Source organism: Thermodesulfovibrio yellowstonii DSM 11347, assembly GCF_000020985.1.
Classification (GTDB): Bacteria; Nitrospirota; Thermodesulfovibrionia; order Thermodesulfovibrionales; family Thermodesulfovibrionaceae; genus Thermodesulfovibrio; species Thermodesulfovibrio yellowstonii.
The window spans coordinates 920,001-937,135 of record NC_011296.1; the positions used below are offsets into that span (position 1 = coordinate 920,001).

Sequence of the window (17,135 nt, forward strand, 5' to 3'; positions counted from 1 at the left end):
CCAAACCGAAGCCCCGGTAAACGGCGGCCGTAACTATAACGGTCCTAAGGTAGCGAAATTCCTTGTCGGGTAAGTTCCGACCTGCATGAATGGCGTAACGACTGGGCCGCTGTCTCGGGGAGGGACCCGGCGAACTTAAGCAACCGGTGAAGACGCCGGTTACCCGCAGCTAGACGGAAAGACCCCGTGCACCTTTACTACAGCTTGGCAGTGAGTTCTGGCAATACATGTGTAGGATAGGTGGGAGGCTATGAAGCAGGAACGCCAGTTCCTGTGGAGCCGTCGGTGAAATACCACCCTTGTGTTGTTGGGGCTCTAACCGTGAGCCGTTATCCGGTTCCGGGACACTGCCTGGCGGGTAGTTTGACTGGGGCGGTCGCCTCCTAAAGAGTAACGGAGGCGTCCAAAGGTCTCCTCAGGCTGGACGGAAACCAGCCGTTGAGTGCAAAGGCATAAGGAGGCTTGACTGTGAGGCTGACAAGCCGAGCAGGGGGGAAACCCGGGCTTAGTGATCCGGTGGCTCTGTGTGGAAGGGCCATCGCTCAACGGATAAAAGGTACGCCGGGGATAACAGGCTGATCGGTCCCAAGAGTTCATATCGACGGACCGGTTTGGCACCTCGATGTCGACTCATCGCATCCTGGGGCTGAAGTAGGTCCCAAGGGTTGGGCTGTTCGCCCATTAAAGCGGTACGTGAGTTGGGTTCAGAACGTCGTGAGACAGTTCGGTCCCTATCTGCTGTGGGCGCAGGAGACTTGAGGGAGGCTGCCCCTAGTACGAGAGGACCGGGGTGGGCGGACCTCTGGTGTTCCAGTTGTCGCACCAGCGGCAATGCTGGGTAGCTATGTCCGCAAGGGATAACCGCTGAAGGCATCTAAGCGGGAAGCCCATCCCAAGATTAGGTCTCCCGTCCTGAGGAAACTCAGGACCTAAAGGCTCCTGGTAGACTACCAGGTTGATAGGCTGGAGGTGTAAGCATCGTGAGGTGTTTAGCCTACCAGTACTAATAGGCCGTGAGTCTTGACTTACTCTTTTATTTCTTCTTGTCAAAAAATATTTTATAGAAAGAGGAAGGGTTAATTCCCTTTCTCTTTTTTATTTATTTTTTTATTTAAATTATTAAAAAGGGGTTGAATTTTTTTAAAAAATTAGTAAGATTGAAATATAAAATATTTTATAGAGGATTAATATGAAGGAAAGAGATATTTTTGAAGAAATTGTAAATCTTGGCAAAAAAAGGGGAAAACTCACATATGATGAAATTAATGAAGCCCTGCCGTCAGAATACTATTCTCCTGAGGAGATTGAGGACCTAATAGATGTTTTAAGTGATATGGGAGTGAGAGTAGTTGATGAAGACGAAGAAGAAGTATTTTTAGAAGAAGAGGAAGAAATTGAAGAGGAAGAACATGTAGAGGATTTAGTTCAAGCATATTTTAATTCAATGGGAGATATTCCAATACTTACCAAAGAAGAGGAAGTAGAACTTGCTAAAAAACTTCAGGAAGGAAAAAGTATAATTAAAGAGACGGTGATGGGACTATCTCTTTATCAAAAAATTTTAGAAGAAATAAATAAGGAGGAAGATTCTGAAACTTTAACTGAAGAAGATAAAGCTGAAGAAGCATTAAGCAGAACAATTATTCGTTTAGAAAATTTAATAAATGATATTGAAAAGATAGAACAAAAAATCAAAGAGTATGGTTCTTTAAAAGAGTTGCGTAAACAAATAAATGAGAAAAAGAGAGTAGGTGAAAATACAAAACAATTAGAAAATCTTTATAAAGAAATTCATGCAGAGATTAAAAAAATTGAAAATGAATCAGGACTTAAGATAGATGAATTAAAAAATATTTGGCAAAAGATATATAAAGCTAAATGCCTTGTTGAAGATACAAAAAATGAATTAATTACGAGAAATTTAAGACTTGTTGTGAATATTGCAAAAAACTATGTTGGAAGGGGACTTCCTCTTCTTGATTTGATAGAGGAAGGCAATATAGGACTTATGAAAGCTGTTGATAAATTTAAGTATGAAAAAGGATTTAAGTTTTCTACTTATGCAACTTGGTGGATTAGACAGGCTATTACGAGAGCTTTAATTGACCAAACTAAGACAATAAGGGTGCCTGTTCATATGATGGAGTTCTATAATAGAGTTACTAAAGCTTCCCGTGAACTTACTCAACAACTTGGTAGAGAACCAAATAATGAGGAAATTGCTGAAAAACTCGGAGTTCCTGTAAGAAAAGTAGAAGAAGTTTTCAGAGCTATACAGGATCCTATAGGACTTCAAACGCCTATAGGAGACGAAGATACAGAGTTAGAAGATTTTATTGGAGATAAAACATCCCCTTCTCCTGTTTCAGAAGCTGAAAGAACAGAGCTTAGTGAGCATATTCAGCGAATTTTGAAAACTCTAACCCCAAAAGAAGAAAAAGTAATAAAAATGAGATTCGGAATTGGTGAAGATAGAGATCATACACTTGAAGAAGTTGGAAGATATTTATCTATTACAAGAGAAAGAGTGCGGCAAATTGAGACAAAAGCTTTGAGAAAACTTAAACATCCAAGTAGAATGAGACTTCTTAAGATGTTAACAAGTGATATTGTAGAAAACAAAAAGTGAGTTATCTAACAGAAATAGCAAAGCTTTTAAGGTATTATATTCTCAAATCAACAACTCAGGCAGGTTCAGGACATCCCACAACCTGCCTTTCATCAGTAGAACTCATGGCAAGCCTCCTTTTCGGAGGCTTTTTTCATTTTGATGCAGACAATCCTGATGCTCCAAACAATGATAGACTAATATTTTCAAAGGGACATGCTGCGCCACTTCTTTATTCTCTCTGGACAGTGGCTGGTAAACTCACAGAGGAAGAGCTTCTTACCCTGAGAAAATTCGGCTCTCCCCTTGAGGGGCATCCTGTAAGAGCATTTCCATATTCAGAGGCTGCAACAGGCTCACTTGGACAGGGACTTTCAATCGGAGTTGGAATGGCAATAAATGGAAAATACATTGATAGACTTCCTTATAGAGTATTTGTTTTGCTTGGTGATAGTGAAATGGCTGAAGGCTCTGTATGGGAGGCAATTCAGCTTGCCGCGTACTATCAGCTTGACAATCTCATTGGAATAATTGATGTAAACAGGCTTGGTCAGCGCGGTGAGACAATGTATGGACATGACCTTGATGCCTATGCAAAGAGAATTTCTGCATTTGGATGGAAAACAATATGCATTGATGGACATGAGTTTAATGAGATTTTTAAAGCCTATGAGGAAGCATTAAAAAGCGATGCTCCTACAATGATTATAGCTAAAACAATAAAGGGTAAAGGAGTCTCTTTTCTTGAAGATAAAGAAGGCAGACACGGAGTGGCACTGACTGAGGCGGAGTTTAAAGAAGCTATAAAAGAACTCGGTGAAGTAAAGAAAGTTACAGCTTTAATAAAAAAGCCTGAGGAGTTGAATCCTAATCCTAAACCCATAGAAATAAAGGAATTCAGCAAAAGATACAGTTTCGGTGAAATGGTTGCAACGAGACGTGCCTATGGTGAGGCTCTGGTTAAGATATTTCCTGAGTTTCCAGATATAGTTGTTTTAGATGCAGAGGTAAGTAACTCAACATATGCAGAGATATTTAAAAAATATTATCCTGAAAGATTTTTTGAATGCTTTGTGGCAGAGCAGAACATGGTAGGTATGGCTGTAGGGCTTGCGTTGAGAGGAAAAATTCCCTTTGTCTCAACCTTTGCAGCTTTTCTTGCCCGTGCCTTTGACCATATTAGAATGGCTCAATACAGTGAGGCAAATATTAAGTTTGTTGGCTCTCACGCTGGTGTCTCAATTGGCCAGGACGGACCAAGCCAGATGGGGCTTGAGGACATAGCAATGATGCGAAGCATTTTAAATAGTGTGGTGCTTTATCCAAGTGATGCAGTATCAACAGAAAAGCTTGTAAGAGAGGCTGCTAAACACAATGGAATTGTTTACATTAGAACTACACGCTCTGCCACACCTGTGATTTACAGTTATGATGAAGAATTTCCTATCGGAGGGTCAAAAGTTTTGAAAGCATCAGATAAAGATTTATTTACAGTTGTAGGAGCAGGAATCACACTACATGAGGCATTGAAGGCTTATGAAGAATTAAAAAACAAAGGGATTTACATTAGAGTAATTGACCTTTACAGTGTAAAACCATTGGATACTAAGACTCTGAAAAAAGCACTTTCTGAAACAAAGGCGATAATAACAGTTGAAGACCACTATCCAGCAGGTGGAATCGGAGAGGCTGTAAAAGCTGAGATAGGCTCTGACAGAGTTTATAGCCTTGCTTGTAGGAAAACCCCAAAAAGTGGTACACCCGAAGAACTTCTTGATTATGAAGAAATTTCAGCAAAAGCGATAGTGAGCAAAGTTCTTGAGCTTACGAATAAGATTTCTTAAATTTGGTAATTCTATAGGGCTTTCTTCTATATCTTCCATAAGTAATTTTATTGCTTGAGGAATGAATTTGAGGAAGTTTCTTTTGCCTCTCTTTAGGGATAAAAAGCCGTAAGCACCAAGTGCTTGCATGTGTCTTTGGATTCTGCACAGGGAGAGTTCCTCAAGAAAGGCTAAAGGCGGAAGGTTGGCTAAAGAATTAAAAGCTCTCTCAATGTAGTAATTTACAAGTTCCTGCCTTATCTTATCATTTAACTCTACATAAGGGTCCCAAAGCAAAGAGGCTATATCATATGCTGCTGGTCCACATCGGGCTGATTGATAGTCAACAAAGTAGACTTCATAATTGAGAGAAGATTTCTCGGCACTTTGTGCCTCGGAATGACAGGAATTGAGTGACTTAAGCATAATGTTTTGGCTTTGCAAGTCTCTGTGAAGGATTACTTTTTTTGCTTTTGAGAGTTTTTCTGCGATGAGATGTAGTTCTTGCTGTAAGTCAGCCAGATATGTGTCTCCAATGGTTGATAAATTGAGTTTAAAAACTCCCTCCACGCATTCTTTCAAAAAATACTCACTTTCCCATATGAAATAGGTATAGTCAAACTCTGGCAGATTTGCTTTTAATTCTGATGCTTCAAAAGAGATTTTCCAGTGCAAATTTGCGACGTGTTCAATTATTTTTTTGTATACATTGAGTATTTCTTTTATATTTCTCTTACACTGTAACCAACTGTAAAGGGTTAGGTCTCCTAAGTCTTCAAAGATAATTAATTTTTGTTCTTTACTTACATTAATTATTTCAGCAACAGGAAAGCCTTTTTGTTTTAGGAACTTTCCAATGGTAACGGTTTTATCAAACTCTTGATTTATCTCATTCCATTGGCAAAAGACATTATCATTTTCTCTAAAATAATTTCTCGTAGAGCCTCCATGAGTGAGTATCTCTTTTTTACCCTGCCAGTTAGAGATGGAAAGCATAAAATCTTTACCTACTATGCAGTTTGAAATCAGGGTAGTTTCAGGTGAAAAATCTGTCTCAGGCAGAATGATAATGTTTTTACCTATAAAAGATTTTTTGATTCTTACATTTCTTTCAATTACTATGTTTCCCTGAGGTTCTATAAGTTCACATCCAGTTGAAGTAGGATGAACATAGAGGGATGTAAAATTTCTCTTTAATTTATCAAAGACTGCACGGGCAAACCCTTTCGGAGTGCCTATGTCATACCAGAAGCTATATTTTGCTGGAAAGACTTTTACTTTCAATCCCTGAGCCTTAGCTTTTAACCATAAATCAATGACTGATGAATGACCCTCTGGCAGAAGTTCTAAAACTTCAGGATTGTATATAGCCACTCCTGTGAAGGCAAAAAGAGACTGAAGGCTGAAGGCTGAAGAGTTAATTCCAATTAAATTGTCTTCTTCATCAACAATTAGTTTGTTGTCTGGTGGACAGTTATGCACTAAGAGAGTAATACTATTCCCTGAATCTATATGCCACTTTATTGCCTCTTTTAGATTTCCATCCCAGTAAATATCACCATTGTGAACGAGGAAAGGGCTGTCTTTGAGAAAATTCCTTGCATTATAAAGTGCTCCACCTGTGTTTAAAATTTCTTTTTCATGAAAAACTGTAAGAGAAAAGCCTCGTTCTTTTATGTCTTTTATGTATTGTTCAATCTCTTTCGCTTTATAGTGAAGATTTATCCCTATGCGTTCTATACCTGAAGATTTCAAAAAATTGTAAACATAATCAAGTAAAACCTCACCTGCGATGGGGAGAAGTGGTTTTGGAATATGCTCTGTGATTGGTCTTAGTCTTTTTGAAAATCCAGCAGCAAGAATGAAGCCCTTTATGCTTTGAGTTAAGAATTCGCTGTCTTTCGCTCCTGAGATATCTTTTGACATTTCTAAACTCGCTCCGCTACAGCCGCAAAACTTGCCTTTCAGGCTCAAACAGTTGTGACTGTTTTACACTCCTCTCGTTAAGAAATGTTACCAAAAAATATCTAAACTCTATCAATCCAGCTCATCCTCAAATCTAAAGTTATTCATAAAGCAAATATCTATTCCTAACTTTTTCAAAGGCTAATACTTCCTCGTTCCACCAGTCTTCTATATCTTTCAATGGCGTTCCTTTTTCAATATTTTTTCTTAATCTATCAGAGCCAGAAAGTATGTCAAAGGGAAGCTTTTCAAATTCATACTCATAGGGAGGTTGTCTCCATAAATTCACTTCTGGATAAAGTTCATGTATGGCAAGCAAAATCGCAACAGCGGTTTTAAAAGGTTTAAACTTTTCTCTATCAATAACATGTATTTGCGCACCTCCACAGAGTTCACCTGAAAATTTATTGAAAGTAGGAGTAAAGTAAAGGGGTCTAAAGATTACACCTTTTAGTTTAAAATCTTTAAGCCTTTTTACAAGTTTTTCAGGCTCAATAAAAGATGCACCGAATATTTCAAAGGGTCTTGTTGTTCCTCTTCCCTCACTGATTATTGTTCCTTCAAAAAGGCACATTCCGGGATAAACTGTTGCTGTATCCAAAGTTGGCATATTTGGTGAGGGCATTACCCACGGAAGTCCTGTTTGATCAAACCATTGATTGCGTTTCCAACCTTTAAGGGGTATAACAGTGAGGTCAAGCTTTGGATAGAAATTGTCCTTAAAATACAAAGCAATCTCGCCAATTGTCATTCCGTGCCTCACTGGCAGATGATGAAGTCCAACAAAGGATGAAAAATCTGGCTTGAGCACAGGTCCTTCAGTGAGATGCCCCCCAATTGGATTTACTCTGTCAAGAACTACTAAGGGTTTTTCAGCTTCCTCACAAGCTTCCATGCATAAAGCCATTGTCCAGATAAAAGTATAGTATCGAGCTCCTACATCTTGAAGGTCTATTATGAAAATTTCAATATCTTTAAGCATTTCAGCAGTAGGTTTCCTTGTTTTTCCATAAAGACTATAAACAGGTATTTTTGTGTTTTTATCAACAAATCCTTCCCACTCAATCATGTTGTCCTGAGTATTACCGAATATTCCATGTTGTGGTCCGAATAAGGCTGTTATTCTTACTTTTTTGCTTTCAAGCAAAATATTCTTTGTATGAACAAGTTTTTTATTTACAGAAGCAGGGTGGATTAGCAGACCCGCCCTGAGTCCATAAAATCTTTTAGGAAGTATATTTTTAAATCTGTCTATTCCTGATTTAATCTTTTCTATTCTCATTTTGAGCAGTATGGAAGATATCCTATAGTCAATGGCTTTTGAATTAATCCGTCTTGACTTATAAGATATATTTCTTTTTTGCCTCTTCTATCTGACATGATTGTTAAAAAATTGCCATCAGGACAAAAAGAAGGTTGTTCATTATTCCCTTCTTTTGTTATTTGATTTTGTGTTCCTGATAGTAAATCAAGAATATAAATTTGGAAACCTCCTACGAGAGAGGAAAAGGCAAGCTTGCTTCCATCAGGGCTTATTGAAGGCTCAGTATTATATCTTCCTTGAAAAGTTATTCTTCTTGCTCCTGCTCCCTCAACGGCTTGATAAATCTGGGGAGAGCCTGCTCTGTTTGAAACAAAAAATATCTGGGATGCGTGCCATCGCGGAGAAGACTCAATCCAACGGGAAGAAGCAACGGTTCTGCTTTTCCCTGAAAGATCAGTTATCTTTATTTGTGATATTTCTCCATCATTTTCAAGATAGATAAACTGAGAATCTCCAATTACATCTCCAAGTTGAAGTAATGCCTTGCTTTTTATTATTTCTTTGTTTAATCTTGTTGAAAGGTCATAAATTTCTATATGCCAAAACTTTCCTTCAAGGGATGAATAAAAAATTTTATTTCCTCTCAGTACAACTCTTGAAATTATATCCCTTCTAATTCCTGTATCATGAATAGTTTTTCCATTCCAATTACTTATAAATATTCCCATTGATTTAGAAAATTTTTTTATAAAGATAAAACGATTAAAAAAAGGTGCTTTTTTGCCTGTCAATAGCTTGTATATATCAGAAGAAATGAGATTTCCTGTATATTCATTGTCATTCAGAGGATATTCTTTTGCGAAGATTGGTGAGGAGGCGGTAACCGTAAACACTTGAATTGAAATTTTATTTAAAGTTTCTGCCCTGACAACAATTTCAACATCAGAAGATTTCCATAAAGAAGGATCAAATCCTTCCCCTTTATACGGGAAAGGTCCGTAAATTCTGAAATACTCGGTAAATTCAAGATTTTCCTTCACTGTATTAAATAAAACAGGAACTTTTTCAAATCCTTCCATTGCTAAAGTAAGTTTTTTTATGCTAGGCTGTGTTATGTCAAGATAAATTTTTTCTGCAAATACTGGACCAATAAAAACAATTGAAATAATAAGAAATAGAGTTGCTATCAATCTTAATTTCATGGTTTAAACCTCAATCCAACCACTACTTCACCCTTAGGAGGAGGAAGCGGTGAAGAGTTTTTAAGAGCTTTGATTACGGAAGAATCAAATAATGTATTTCCTGAACTTTTTTCAAACCCTTCAATAACAATTTGTCCATTTAGAAGAATTCTGACTGAAATCACTGCTTCAAGATTTTTAGGAATAGTATCAGGAATGTTCCAGTGATGCCTTATTAAGCTTGAAATTACTGTTAAATAACTTGATGAAATGCCTTCACCTTTAATATTTTGTTGACCCTTTAATTCAATAGAACCTGATTGAATTTTATCAAGAATTTTCTTTTTAGCTTTAAGGGCATCAAGTCTTTCTTTAAGGAGTTGTTCATCTTCTTTTGTTATTTTCCGTGTTTTTTCAGTAGAGTTCTCTGAAAATGTTTTTTGTTTTATCTGTGCAATGTTTTCTAAGGAGTTTTTTTCATCTGTTGAGGAAACTGTCTGCAATGTATTGTTTGTTTCTTCAATTAAAGTTACGTAGGTTAGATTTTTAAAATCCTTAACTGAGTTTCTTATGCCGAATATTAATAATAAAATAAATAAGCCATGAAAAAAAATTGATAAAAAAAGAGAGGAATAAATCTTATTTGTCATCGAGTTTCTTTTGGTTCTGTTACCATTCCTATTTTTTCTATACCTGAAGCTTTAATTTCTCCCATAACTTCAGCTACAATCCCATATGGAACATCTTTATCAGCTCTTAAAAGTACAGCAGCATTAGTTTCCTTGTATGTGGAAAGCAATCCAGGCAGGTCATCCTTATGGATTATTTTATCATTTAAAAATATCTTCCCTTCTTTGTTGATAACAATATTGATTTTTTCAGTTTCTTCCAAGCTTTTTCCTTTTGCTTTTGGAAGATTAACATCGATACCTTGTTTTAAAAGAGGAGCTGTAATCATAAAGATAATGAGCAATACAAGCATTACATCAACTAAAGGAGTAACATTAATGTCTGCTATTGATGACCTTCTGCGTGGTGTTAATCCTGCCATGGGTATTTTAAAAGAGTTTCAGAAAAGTCTTGAACTTCATTTATTATTTTGTTTGCCTGTGATGTAAAGTAATTATAGGCAATTACTGCCGGTATCGCTGCAAAAAGACCAGCAGCGGTGGTAATTAGTGCCTCTGCGATGCCTGGCGCAACAGTTGCAATAGAGGCAGAGCCTTTGATCCCTATACTTCTGAAGGCATCCATGATTCCCCACACAGTGCCAAAAAGTCCTATAAAAGGAGTTGTTGAACCAGTTGTTGCAAGAAAGCCGAGATAACTTTCAATTTTATTTGCTTCATCAGAGGAATATTTTTTTACTATAGCGTCAAGATTAACGGAATTCCTACCTTGCGTTTCAGCAAAGACTGCTCTATAAAGAGATGCTATAGGACTTAATTCAAATCTTTTAGCTAAAGAAAAAAGTTCCTTTGTTCCATTAGAATTAATAAAAGCATCAAAGAATTTTTGATTTTCTTTTTTCATGTTTTTGAATATTTTCCATTTATAGAATATAATAGCCCAAGAAAATATAGAAAAGAAAAGAAGAATCAGTAAAACAGATTTTGCAATAAAGCCAGTTTGCTTTATAAGGTCAATTACTGTAGGTTCCATAAACAAAATATTAGAACATCCAAATCATAAAAGTCAAATATAGCTGGCAAACAGTTTAAATCTTTGACTTCTCCTTGTTTTTTATGTTAATTTTTAAAAAGAAGGAATTTAAAAATTAAGCTTTTAAGGGGGGTGTATATATGCATACATTGAAAACTCTTGTTTTAATGGTTTTTCTTTCTGTATTCTTTATCTTTGTAGGTTCACTGATTGGAGGTAAACAGGGGGCTACTTTTGCTTTAATTATGGCTCTTGGAATGAACTTTTTTGCTTATTTCTTCAGTCATAAAATAGTGCTTGCTATGTATGGTGCAAAAGAAGTTTCAGAAGCTGAAGCCCCTGAACTTTACAACATTGTAAGAAGACTTGCACAAAAGGCAGAACTTCCTATGCCAAAAGTTTACATAATAGATTCTGAACAGCCAAATGCTTTTGCAACAGGACGTTCACCAAAGCATGGAGTTGTTGCAGTTACAACAGGCATTATGAGAATACTCTCTCGTGAAGAACTTGAAGGAGTTATTGGTCATGAGCTTGCCCATATTAAGCATAGAGATATACTAATAAGCACAATTGCTGCTACTATTGCAGGAGCTATTTCATATCTTGCACAGATGGCAATGTGGGCAAATATTTTTGGCGGAAGACATGATGACGAGGAAGGTGGAGGGCATCCAATCGTTGCGCTATTAATGATGATAATAGCTCCATTAATTGCTATGATAATACAGCTTGCAATAAGCAGGTCAAGAGAATACGCCGCAGACGAGGACGGTGCAAGGATTGCAGGAAATCCACTTTATTTATCAAATGCTTTACGTAAACTTCATTATGCATCTCAGGCAATACCTATGGATGCAAATCCAGGCACTGCACATATGTTTATTGTGAATCCTCTTTCTGGAAAAACATTGATGAAGCTTTTCAGCACCCATCCACCGATTGATGAAAGAATTGCTCGTCTTGAGGCTATGGCAAGGAGATACTAATGGCAAAAGTATTGATTTTAATGGGTAGTGACAGTGATTACGATATAATGAAAAAAGCTGTAAAGGTTTTTAAAGAGATGGATATCTCATTTGAAATTGATATATGTTCTGCCCATAGAACACCAGACAGAGCTAAAAAGTATGCTGAAGAAGCTGAAGAAAAAGGCATTGAGGTAATCATAGCAGCTGCTGGCATGGCTGCACATCTTGCAGGGTTCATTGCAGCTCATACAGTTATTCCTGTTATTGGCGTTCCTGTTGCAAGTGGTGCATTAAACGGGTTTGATGCATTGCTTTCAACTGTACAAATGCCTCCGGGAATACCTGTGGCAACAGTGGGAATAAATGGTGCTGAAAACGCAGCATATCTTGCATGTGAGATTTTATCTTTGAAATATCCAGAAATAAGAGAAAGAGTTAAACTGAAAAGAAAAGAAATGTATGATAAAGTTCTTGAGAAATCCGAAAAAATAAGAAAAGATTTAACAAATATTTAAGCTCTCTAAATTCAATATTTTCTTATCTTTTATCGTCATACACATAAAAAATCCATAGAAAATCTATAAAAAATCTCATTAATTTAATCCAATATAACTTATTTATATTTTTAAAATTTAATAAAAAAATATTGACAAAGTTTTATTTTTTATTTAAAATTAGACTATTAAAACTTTATTAAAATAATAAAACAAGGAGTTTAAGATGAGCATTCTATTACTTGGAGGAATGGACAGACTTGAAAGACACTATTTAAATGAAGCAAACCAGAGAGGTATTAATCTCAAAGTGTTCACAAAACCGACAAAAGAGATAGGCAGGAAGATTGGCAAGGTTGATGCAATAGTCATATTTACTGATAAGGTATCGCACTCCATTAAACATGAAATTATAAGTTTTGCCCGGGCAAAAGGAATACCTTTTTTTATGTATCACAGTTGTGGACTTTGCACCCTCAGAAAATGTCTTGATTCCATTAAAAATCTAAAACAAAAGGGAGGATTGGCATGAGAAGTTTAAGGTATGTTTTTGCAGTTTTTTGTATTTTATTTGTTCCTTTTAACTCTTATGCAGTAGACATCACGGACAAGCTATCTATTTCAGGGGCAGCAACGGGAGTTTACCAATGGTTAAACAAAGCTCAAGGGGATGTGCATAACAAAGACCGTGGTTCAGCAGTAATTGATTTTAATGTATCATTCAAACCAACTGAAAATGATGAATTTTTCCTAAGGGCAAGCTTTGCAAAAGGAAGCGGATTTCATTCAGAAAACTCAGGATATCCCTTTAAATTATCGCCAAATGCTGATGACCTTTTTGTTGACTTACGAAACATGAATGGGCACTCAAGAGACCATCTACAGGAGCTATGGTATTCCCATAAGTTCCCTATTCAGAAAGATATCTCACTAAAGCTTACTGCAGGAATAATTGACTCTACAACCTTAATTGATGACAATGCCTATGCAGCAGATGAAATAACTCAATTCATGAATGAAGCATTGGTTCACAATCCTCTTGCAAATCTTCCAAGCTATGATGGAGGTGTTGCAGCAGAGTTTGAGTGGGACAAGTTTCATGTGAGATTAGTTGGTATGCGTTCAAAAAATGACAATGAAGACATGGATGTAAGGCACTACAACTGGTTTGGAGCGCAGGTGGGATACAAACTTGAGACTCCTATTGGAGAAGGAAATTACAGAGTTTATGCATATACAACGAACAAAAGATTTGAAAACTGGGATACTGATGCATACAAGGCACTAAAAGGCATTGGAGTATCCTTTGACCAGCAATTGATAAAGGATATATTGGGAGCTTTTTTCAGGGCAGGATGGCAGGATGACTCTGCAAAAGTAAATTATAACAGAATGTATTCAATTGGATTAAATCTCAATGGAAGTGTATGGGGAAGGAAAGATGATGAAGTAGGAGTTGGTTATGCCTATCTTAAGAGTCCATCAAAGAATGAAGAACTCAACAACAGTCAGGTTTTTGAGGGATATATTAAATTCAAGCTATTCAGTTATAAATCTCTTAGTTCAGACATAACCTTTGATTATCAATATATCCGTGACAAAGATAGAGACTCCGAAAACACAAAAGCAGGCAATGTATACGGTGTTAGATTAAACTTTAACTTTTAATGGAGGAGGTAAAAAAATGATGCCACTTGCTTTAGTAGCTGATGGTGAAAAGGTGGAAATTGTTGATTTTATAAAAAAGGGGAAATCTTTATTTTGTCATCTAAGAGACATAGGACTAATTACTGGAAAGGTTGTTGAAGTAGTAAAAAATCAAAAACACGGTCCTATACTTTTAAGGATTGATGAATCAAGATTAGCCATTGGCAGAGGAGTAGCTATGAAAATCATGGTAAGGAGGATAAAGTGAAACTAAGTGAGTTAAAGGTAGGTCAGAAAGCCAGAATATTATCCATAAACACGAAAGGTGTTATCAGAAGAAGACTTATGGATATGGGTGTTCTCAGTGGAGAAATTCTGAGGGTTGAAAAGATTGCTCCCCTTGGTGACCCGATTGATATAGTGATCAAAAATTATCATCTATCATTGAGAAAAAACGAATCAGAAGGAATTGAGGTGGAGGTGTTAGATTGAGAAAAGTAACAGTAGCAGTTACAGGAAATCCAAATTCAGGAAAGTCAACTTTAATAAATGCCATTGCAGGCATAAGCCTTCAGATTGGTAACTGGCCTGGAGTGACTGTAGAGAAAAAGACAGCCACTCTTAAAATTGATGAACTTATGGTAAACCTTGTTGACCTTCCTGGAACATACAGTTTAAGCCCCTACACACAGGAAGAGGTTATTGCAAGGGATTTTCTTGTACAGGAAAAGCCTGACCTGATAATTGATGTTGTTGACTCCACAAATCTTGAAAGAAACCTCTATCTTACGGTCCAACTTCTTGAGCTTGGGATACCTATTGTTGTTACACTTAATATTTTTGATGAGGCAAAGAAAAAAGGTTATGAATTTGATATTGAAAAACTCGAGCAACTTCTTGGAGTGAAGGTTATTCCTACAGTAGCAACCAAGAAAGAAGGCGTAAAAGAGATTCTCAATTACATAAAGGAGTTTGCCAATGGAAACTATGCTGTGGTACAGCAAAAAATTAATTACGGAGAGGACATAGAGAATTCAATAAAAATAATAGAGGATGAATTGAGGGTAAAAAATCCAGCATTGCTCAATGAATATCCTTCAAGATGGCTTGCTATAAAGCTCCTTGAAGAAGACGAGCTTGTTCTCAAAGAGACAGGAATAAAAAAAGATGAGTCTTTTTTAAAAAAGGCAAAACAGCATTTTGTCAGTGCTCATAATAAAGATATTGAATCCATCCTTGCTGACATAAGATACGGAATAGCGAGTGGAGTTACGAGAGATGTTTTCAGAAAAAGGGAGGTCAGGAGGCTTGACCTCACTGAGAAAATTGATAGCGTGGTGCTTAACAGATATCTGGGAATACCGATTTTTCTTCTTGCCATGTGGCTTGTCTTTAAGATCGCCTTTGATTTTTCAACGCCTCTAAGTGACTGGATTGATTCAACAGTAAGCGGTCCCGTTACAAAGTGGAGTAATTTTGTCCTTAAGAGTGTTGGAAGTCCAGAGTGGCTTGTATCCCTATTTACAGAGGGGGTCATTGCAGGTGTTGGCGCAGTTTTGGTATTCGTGCCTGTAATTGCAATGATAATGTTAATTATCACTCTTCTTGAAGGAAGTGGTTACATGGCAAGGGTTGCCTTTGTGATGGATAGGCTGATGCACTCTATAGGGCTTCATGGTAAATCATTCATACCCATGCTTTTAGGCTTTGGATGCAATGTGCCCTCTATTTATGCTACCCGTGTTCTTGAAACAGAAAGAGACAGAAAGCTTACAGCCATGCTTGTGCCACTTATGTCATGCGGTGCGAGACTTCCCGTTTATGTGATATTTATTGGTGCTTTCTTTACTCAGAATGCTCCTACGGTGTTGTGGTCCCTCTATGTGCTCGGAATATTCATGGCGGTGTTACTTGGATTTGTCCTAAAGAAAACTTTCTTTAAAGGTTTTGCACCTGTTTTCATAATGGAACTTCCTCCCTACAGAGTTCCAGTTTTCCGAGACCTGATGGTTCATACATGGCAAAAACTCAAACATTTTGTAATAAAGGCTGGAACCTATATTTTTGCTGCATCAGTTATAATGTGGTTTATGCTAAACACTCCCTATGGAGTTGAAAAAGAAAACTCTGTGCTTGGTAGAGTTGGAAAAACAATAAGTCCTGTCTTTGCACCTCTCGGATTTGGTACTTGGGAAGCTTCATCAAGCCTTGTTGCAGGCTTGATTGCAAAAGAGGTCGTGGTAAGCACAATGGCACAGATATATGTGGGAGAAAATGAGGGAGAAAAGAAAAAAGCTTTAGAAGAAGGCACTTCTGAGACTCCTCAAAAGGAAGAGGCAAAAGGATTTTTTGAAGATTTGAAAGATACTGTGATGTCCTTTGCAGTTTCAATTAAAGATGCTTTTTTGAGTTTGTTTTCAGGATTTGGTATACAGAGTTTGTCAACTGTAGAAGGTGAGGAACAAAGACCGCTTCAGTCAAAGCTGCAAGGAATTTTTACCCCTCTTACTGCCTATGCTTTTCTGGTGTTTGTTCTTCTTTACTGGCCCTGCGTGGTTGTGGGAATTGCCATGAAGCATGAGTTTGGAAGTTGGAAGCTATATGGACAAGCATTACTTATTCATTCAGTGATGGCTTGGTTTGTTGCTTTCATTATCTATCATGGAGGAAAAATTCTTGGTTTTTAGGTTTTTTAATGAAAAAAGGAATTTGATTTCTAAAGGTTACTATGAGGCTAAAGCAAGGGGTCTTTCCCTGTTGAACGTGGAGGAGACTCAAAGAGAGCAAAATGGTATGGAACAGAGGTCTTTTTTGTTTACGAGAGCAAGCAACCCTTCCAACCTAAAAAACTCAAGTCTCCTCCTATTGAGATTTATGGAAATTCCTTACTCTGCTTACGCTCTGTTCGGAATGACAGTAAAAAAGGAAGAATAGTCTTAATAAAAAATAGGAGGAGGGAAGAAATGCCTTTAACTGATATCTTACTGGCTGTCATTATTTTCGGAGGAGCAGTATATCTTCTTTACCGTTCCATCTGGAAGAAGAAAGGGCACTGCTCTGGCTGCAGGAGTACATATTGTAAAATAAAGGGAAAAATTTTGTTATAATTTAATGTGACTGATGAAATAAAGTTAGAGTTGACTGAAAATCTGGAAGATTATTTATATGATATTTTTGAGATTTTAAAAACTGCTCCTATTGTCCGTATAAAGGATATTGCAAAGAGAAGAAATGTTAAGCTTTCAAGCGTAGTTGTTGCTGCTAAAAGTCTTGCAGATAAGGGTCTTATAAATTATCAAAAATATGGCTATATAACCTTAACTGAAAAAGGACTTGAAACAGCAAAAAATATAGAGGTAAAGAAAAATATACTATATAAATTTTTAACTGAAATCCTGAGGGTAAGTCATGAATCAGCTCAAAAAGATGTCCATAAAATGGAACATGATCTTTCAGAAGAAACAATAAAAAAAGTAATTGAATTTACTCAATCCTTTGGTAAATCTGCTTAATTTAGAAG

The 17,135-nt window shown here is 36.8% G+C and carries 18 protein-coding genes and 1 rRNA gene (1 of these 19 only partly in view); 13 read left to right on the plus strand and 6 right to left on the minus strand.

Annotated features, from left to right (window positions below):
- The 3 genes from THEYE_RS04695 to THEYE_RS04705 form a co-directional block, all read left to right on the plus strand.
- Nucleotides 1-1,028, plus strand: a 23S ribosomal RNA gene (locus THEYE_RS04695) (it extends 1,929 nt beyond the left edge of the window).
- A gap of 161 nt (nucleotides 1,029-1,189) precedes the next feature.
- On the plus strand, nucleotides 1,190-2,629 hold the full coding sequence (locus THEYE_RS04700) for a sigma-70 family RNA polymerase sigma factor (RefSeq protein ID WP_012545267.1): 1,440 nt from the start codon (nucleotides 1,190-1,192) through the stop codon (nucleotides 2,627-2,629).
- Nucleotides 2,626-4,452 (plus strand): transketolase, encoded by a 1,827-nt coding sequence (locus THEYE_RS04705; RefSeq protein WP_012546388.1) that lies wholly within the window; start codon nucleotides 2,626-2,628, stop codon nucleotides 4,450-4,452. The genes THEYE_RS04700 and THEYE_RS04705 overlap by 4 nt, the downstream gene beginning before the upstream one ends.
- Here the strand turns inward: THEYE_RS04705 and THEYE_RS04710 are convergent.
- The 6 genes from THEYE_RS04710 to tolQ form a co-directional block, all read right to left on the minus strand.
- Nucleotides 4,399-6,357 carry a sugar phosphate nucleotidyltransferase gene (locus THEYE_RS04710; RefSeq protein WP_021013192.1) on the minus strand — a complete coding sequence of 653 codons (1,959 nt, stop codon included), beginning with the start codon at nucleotides 6,355-6,357 and terminating at the stop codon, nucleotides 4,399-4,401. The genes THEYE_RS04705 and THEYE_RS04710 overlap by 54 nt on opposite strands.
- A 139-nt stretch (nucleotides 6,358-6,496) precedes the next feature.
- Nucleotides 6,497-7,678 carry an exo-beta-N-acetylmuramidase NamZ family protein gene (locus tag THEYE_RS04715; RefSeq protein WP_012545899.1) on the minus strand — a complete coding sequence of 394 codons (1,182 nt, stop codon included), beginning with the start codon at nucleotides 7,676-7,678 and terminating at the stop codon, nucleotides 6,497-6,499.
- Nucleotides 7,675-8,862: a beta-propeller domain-containing protein gene (locus tag THEYE_RS04720; protein ID WP_012544982.1), complete on the minus strand. Its 1,188-nt coding sequence runs from the start codon at nucleotides 8,860-8,862 to the stop codon at nucleotides 7,675-7,677. Before THEYE_RS04720 ends, THEYE_RS04715 begins: the two co-directional genes overlap by 4 nt.
- Complete coding sequence (locus tag THEYE_RS04725; RefSeq protein ID WP_012545642.1) at nucleotides 8,859-9,491, minus strand: energy transducer TonB; 633 nt, start codon at nucleotides 9,489-9,491, stop codon at nucleotides 8,859-8,861. Before THEYE_RS04725 ends, THEYE_RS04720 begins: the two co-directional genes overlap by 4 nt.
- Complete coding sequence (gene tolR, locus THEYE_RS04730; RefSeq protein WP_012546534.1) at nucleotides 9,488-9,892, minus strand: protein TolR; 405 nt, start codon at nucleotides 9,890-9,892, stop codon at nucleotides 9,488-9,490. Before tolR ends, THEYE_RS04725 begins: the two co-directional genes overlap by 4 nt.
- Nucleotides 9,880-10,503 carry a protein TolQ gene (gene tolQ, locus THEYE_RS04735; protein WP_164924836.1) on the minus strand — a complete coding sequence of 208 codons (624 nt, stop codon included), beginning with the start codon at nucleotides 10,501-10,503 and terminating at the stop codon, nucleotides 9,880-9,882. Before tolQ ends, tolR begins: the two co-directional genes overlap by 13 nt.
- 140 nt (nucleotides 10,504-10,643) lie before the next feature.
- Between tolQ and htpX the strand changes: the two genes are divergently transcribed.
- The 10 genes from htpX (at nucleotide 10,644) to THEYE_RS04785 (ending at nucleotide 17,127) form a co-directional block, all read left to right on the plus strand.
- Nucleotides 10,644-11,492, plus strand: coding sequence for a zinc metalloprotease HtpX (htpX, locus tag THEYE_RS04740; protein WP_012545548.1), 849 nt, complete (start codon nucleotides 10,644-10,646; stop codon nucleotides 11,490-11,492).
- Nucleotides 11,492-11,989, plus strand: coding sequence for a 5-(carboxyamino)imidazole ribonucleotide mutase (gene purE / locus THEYE_RS04745; RefSeq protein WP_012544997.1), 498 nt, complete (start codon nucleotides 11,492-11,494; stop codon nucleotides 11,987-11,989). Before htpX ends, purE begins: the two co-directional genes overlap by 1 nt.
- A gap of 205 nt (nucleotides 11,990-12,194) precedes the next feature.
- Nucleotides 12,195-12,500 carry a DUF2325 domain-containing protein gene (locus tag THEYE_RS04750; protein WP_012546147.1) on the plus strand — a complete coding sequence of 102 codons (306 nt, stop codon included), beginning with the start codon at nucleotides 12,195-12,197 and terminating at the stop codon, nucleotides 12,498-12,500.
- Nucleotides 12,497-13,636 (plus strand): carbohydrate porin, encoded by a 1,140-nt coding sequence (locus tag THEYE_RS04755; protein WP_012546257.1) that lies wholly within the window; start codon nucleotides 12,497-12,499, stop codon nucleotides 13,634-13,636. The genes THEYE_RS04750 and THEYE_RS04755 overlap by 4 nt, the downstream gene beginning before the upstream one ends.
- A gap of 16 nt (nucleotides 13,637-13,652) precedes the next feature.
- Complete coding sequence (locus THEYE_RS04760) at nucleotides 13,653-13,883, plus strand: FeoA family protein (protein WP_164924837.1); 231 nt, start codon at nucleotides 13,653-13,655, stop codon at nucleotides 13,881-13,883.
- Nucleotides 13,880-14,107, plus strand: a complete 228-nt coding sequence (locus tag THEYE_RS04765; RefSeq protein WP_012545730.1) for a FeoA family protein — start codon at nucleotides 13,880-13,882, stop codon at nucleotides 14,105-14,107. The genes THEYE_RS04760 and THEYE_RS04765 overlap by 4 nt, the downstream gene beginning before the upstream one ends.
- The gene (feoB, locus tag THEYE_RS04770; protein ID WP_012546775.1) at nucleotides 14,104-16,302 is read left to right on the plus strand and encodes a ferrous iron transport protein B; all 2,199 of its coding nucleotides are present in this window, start codon (nucleotides 14,104-14,106) and stop codon (nucleotides 16,300-16,302) included. The genes THEYE_RS04765 and feoB overlap by 4 nt, the downstream gene beginning before the upstream one ends.
- Nucleotides 16,292-16,549, plus strand: coding sequence for a hypothetical protein (locus tag THEYE_RS04775; protein ID WP_028842793.1), 258 nt, complete (start codon nucleotides 16,292-16,294; stop codon nucleotides 16,547-16,549). The genes feoB and THEYE_RS04775 overlap by 11 nt, the downstream gene beginning before the upstream one ends.
- 29 nt (nucleotides 16,550-16,578) lie before the next feature.
- Nucleotides 16,579-16,722, plus strand: a complete 144-nt coding sequence (locus tag THEYE_RS10660) for a FeoB-associated Cys-rich membrane protein (protein ID WP_141266355.1) — start codon at nucleotides 16,579-16,581, stop codon at nucleotides 16,720-16,722.
- Between the two features lie 6 nt (nucleotides 16,723-16,728).
- Nucleotides 16,729-17,127, plus strand: coding sequence for a metal-dependent transcriptional regulator (locus THEYE_RS04785; protein WP_012545915.1), 399 nt, complete (start codon nucleotides 16,729-16,731; stop codon nucleotides 17,125-17,127).
- Nucleotides 17,128-17,135 lie beyond the last annotated feature (8 nt).